The following is a 669-nucleotide window of genomic DNA, read 5'->3' as shown; positions in this document are numbered from 1 at the left end:
CTCAAGAGCCCGGACGGTTCTGTCGAGCACACCGGCGACAACCTCACGGGTGAGGGCGAGGGCGACGACGAGGCCGTCAAGGTCAGCCTCGCGACCGTTCCGCCCGAGGTCGACAAGATCGTGTTCCCGGTCTCGATCTATGAGGGCGAGAGCCGTCAGCAGAGCTTCGGCCAGGTCCGCAACGCGTTCATCCGTGTGGTGTACCAGGCGGACAACAACGAACTGGCTCGTTACGACCTCACCGAGGACGCCTCCACCGAGACCGCCATGGTCTTCGGTGAGCTCTACCGCAACGGCGCGGAGTGGAAGTTCCGCGCCATCGGCCAGGGCTACGCCTCCGGACTGCGCGGCATCGCGCAGGACTTCGGCGTCAACGTCTGAACCCCTCGCGGCGCCGCACACCCGGCAGGGCGTGCGGCGCCGTGCACGTACCGACCTCAGCACGCACGGGGAGGAAGCGAAAACCATGGGCGTCACGCTCGCCAAGGGGGGCAATGTCTCCCTCAGCAAGGCCGCACCGAATCTCACCCAGGTGATGATCGGCCTCGGTTGGGACGCGCGCTCCACCACAGGAGCGCCGTTCGACCTCGACGCCAGCGCCCTGCTGTGCGCCAACGGCCGGGTACTCAGCGACGAACACTTCGTCTTCTTCAACAACCTCAAGAGCCC

General features: G+C 66.5%; 2 protein-coding genes. Both read left to right on the top strand.

Annotated features, from left to right (window positions below; genetic code table 11):
• Positions 1 to 381 (top strand): TerD family protein (locus G3I56_RS42695; protein WP_164418937.1); only part of this gene is annotated, 381 nt, incomplete at its 5' end.
• 85 nt (positions 382 to 466) lie between these two features.
• A partial coding sequence (locus G3I56_RS42690) for a TerD family protein (protein WP_164418935.1) occupies positions 467 to 669 on the top strand: 203 nt, incomplete at its 3' end.

Source organism: Streptomyces sp. SID12488 (assembly GCF_010548275.1).
In the GTDB taxonomy this organism is placed as follows: Bacteria; Actinomycetota; Actinomycetes; order Streptomycetales; family Streptomycetaceae; genus Streptomyces.
The sequence above is the reverse complement of the archived record's forward strand: the minus strand, read 5'-3'. Positions and strand labels throughout refer to the sequence as shown.